The 2556-nt window shown below is 67.0% G+C and carries 3 protein-coding genes and 1 pseudogene; all 4 read left to right on the forward strand.

Annotation, left to right across the window (positions count from 1 at the left end):
* Window positions 1-224, forward strand: a pseudogene (locus WC493_RS23720) (ABC transporter permease); the annotation flags it as partial.
* On the forward strand, window positions 221-1171 hold the full coding sequence (locus WC493_RS23725) for an ABC transporter permease (RefSeq protein ID WP_373069208.1): 951 nt from the start codon (window positions 221-223) through the stop codon (window positions 1169-1171). The pseudogene WC493_RS23720 and the gene WC493_RS23725, both read left to right, overlap by 4 nt.
* Before the next feature lie 17 nt (window positions 1172-1188).
* A complete protein-coding gene (locus WC493_RS23730) occupies window positions 1189-2172 on the forward strand; it encodes an ABC transporter substrate-binding protein (RefSeq protein ID WP_373069210.1) in 984 nt (327 codons plus the stop codon).
* 166 nt (window positions 2173-2338) lie between these two features.
* Window positions 2339-2556 (forward strand): amidohydrolase family protein (locus tag WC493_RS23735; RefSeq protein ID WP_373069212.1); only part of this gene is annotated, 218 nt, incomplete at its 3' end.

Here is a 2556-nt window from a genome sequence, read left to right on the forward strand (position 1 = left end):
TGAAGGTCGCCATTTCGATCAGTCTCGTCGGCGCCATCATCGCCGAATTGCCGACGGGGGCGCAGGCCGGCCTCGGCGCGCGGCTGCTGGCCGGTTCCTACTATGGGCAGACCATCCAGATCTGGTCGGCCCTCGTCACCGCCGCCCTGATGGCGGCGCTGCTCGTCGCGCTGATGGGCGGGATCGAGCGGCAGGTCGCCCGCCTGATGGGGGCGCGGCCATGAGCGGGCTTCGCCACGCCCTGCTGTTCCTCGGCATCGCCTTCCTCGGCGCCCTCGCCATGCTCGATGCCCATACGGGGGGCGAGGCGGGGGCAGGCTATGCGCTGTCGCTTCTGGCCCTTTCCCTGATCGGCTGGCGGGGGTTGGCGCTGCTCGCCAATGCGCGGCTCGCCGACGGGCGGCGGCAGCGGCTGGCCGATCTTTCGGTGCCGGTGCTGTTCGGCCTGTGGATCGTGTTCCTGTGGCAGGCGGTGACGATCGGCTTCGGCGTGCCGCAGGTCCTGCTGCCGCCGCCCTCCATGATCCTTGCGCGGATTTTCGGCTCGGCCGATATCCTGCTGGCCGATTTCCGCCAGACTTTCCTGCAGGCGGTGCTGATCGGCTATCTGCTCGGCTGCGGCTCGGGCTTTCTCGTCGCCCTGATCGCCGACCGGGTGCCCTTCCTGCAGCGGGGCCTGCTGCCGCTCGGCAATCTCGCCTCGGCCCTGCCCATCGTCGGCGTCGCGCCGATCATGGTCATGTGGTTCGGCTTCGACTGGCCGTCCAAGGCGGCGGTCGTCGTCATCATGACCTTCTTCCCCATGCTGGTGAACACGGTCGCCGGCCTTGCCGCCGCCGGCCATCAGGAGCGGGAATTGCTCGGCACCTATGCCGCGACCTGGGGCCAAAGTCTGCTGGCGCTGCGCCTGCCGGCGGCCATGCCCTTCATCTTCAACGCGCTGAAGATCAATTCGACCCTCGCCCTCATCGGTGCCATCGTGGCGGAGTTCTTCGGCACGCCCATCGTCGGCATGGGCTTTCGCATCTCGACCGAGGTCGGGCGCATGAACCTCGACATGGTCTGGGCGGAAATCGTGCTGGCGGCGGTGGCGGGCTCGCTCTTCTACGGGGCCGTCGCCCTCGCCGAGCGGCGCGTGACCTTCTGGCATCCTTCTTTGCGGCAGCGTTAACAGGGGAGTTTAGGGGCATGAAGAGACTGATCGCAGGTGCGGCCCTGATGGCCGTCAGCCTTGGCGCCTTCGCCGCGCAGGCGGCCGACAAGGTCACGCTTCAGCTGAAGTGGGTGACCCAGGCCCAGTTCGCCGGCTATTACGTCGCCAAGGACAAGGGCTTCTACGAGGAAGCCGGGCTCGACGTCACCATCAATCCGGGCGGCCCGGACATCGCCCCGCCGCAGGTGATCGCGGGCGGCGGCGCCGACGTCATCGTCGACTGGATGCCCTCCGCCCTCGCCTCGCGCGAGAAGGGCGTGCCCCTCGTCAACATCGCCCAGCCCTACAAGCGTTCGGGCATGATGCTGACCTGTCGCAAGGAAACGGGCATCAAGTCGCCGGCCGATTTCCCGGGCAAGACCCTGGGCGTCTGGTTCTTCGGCAACGAATATCCCTTCCTGTCGTGGATGTCGAAACTGGGCATCCCGACCGAAGGCGGCCCGAAGGGCGTCACCGTCCTGAAGCAGGGCTTCAACGTCGATCCCCTGCTGCAGAAGCAGGCCGACTGCATCTCGACCATGACCTATAACGAATATTGGCAGGTGATCGAGGCCGGGGTGAAGCCGGAAGACCTCGTCGTCTTCAAATACGAGGAACAGGGTGTCGCCACCCTCGAGGACGGTCTCTATGTCCTCGAAGCCAAGCTGGCGGATCCGAAGTTCGTCGAGACCATGGCGAAATTCGTCAAGGCTTCGATGAAGGGCTGGGACTACGCCCGCGCGCATCCGGACGAGGCGGTGAAGATCGTGCTCGACAATGACGCGACCGGCGCCCAGACCGAAGGCCACCAGAAGACCATGATGGACGAGGTGAACAAGCTTACCGAAGGCTCGACCGGCGTGCTCGACCCGGCCGACTACGAGCGGACGGTGAAGACCATCATGACCGGCGGCTCCGACCCCGTGATCACCAAGGCCCCCGAAGGCGCCTGGAGCCACGCGGTCACCGACAAGATGTAAGGCCCGATCCCCTCGTCGTCATCCCGGCGAAAGCCGGGATCTCGGGCCGGGAAGGGCTCCCCTCCCGTTCAAAGGTCCCGGCCTGCGCCGGGGCGACGAGGGGTTCAGTTCGATCATTCGGAAAGGCGGCTCTCGCCGCCAAGGCAGACGAAGTGGAGGCAGGATCATGACGCTGCTGGTCAGGGGCGGGACGGTCGTCAACGCCGACTACACGCGGCAGGCCGATGTGCTGATCGAGGGCGGCACCGTCGCCGCCGTCGGCACCGGGCTCGACGTGCCGGCGGGGGCCGAGGTGATCGACGCGGGCGGCGCCTATGTCATGCCCGGCGGCATCGACCCGCACACCCACATGGAACTGCCCTTCATGGGCACGGTCGCGTCCGA

The sequence above is a fragment of the Zavarzinia sp. genome, from assembly GCF_041650655.1.
In the GTDB taxonomy this organism is placed as follows: Bacteria; Pseudomonadota; Alphaproteobacteria; order Zavarziniales; family Zavarziniaceae; genus Zavarzinia.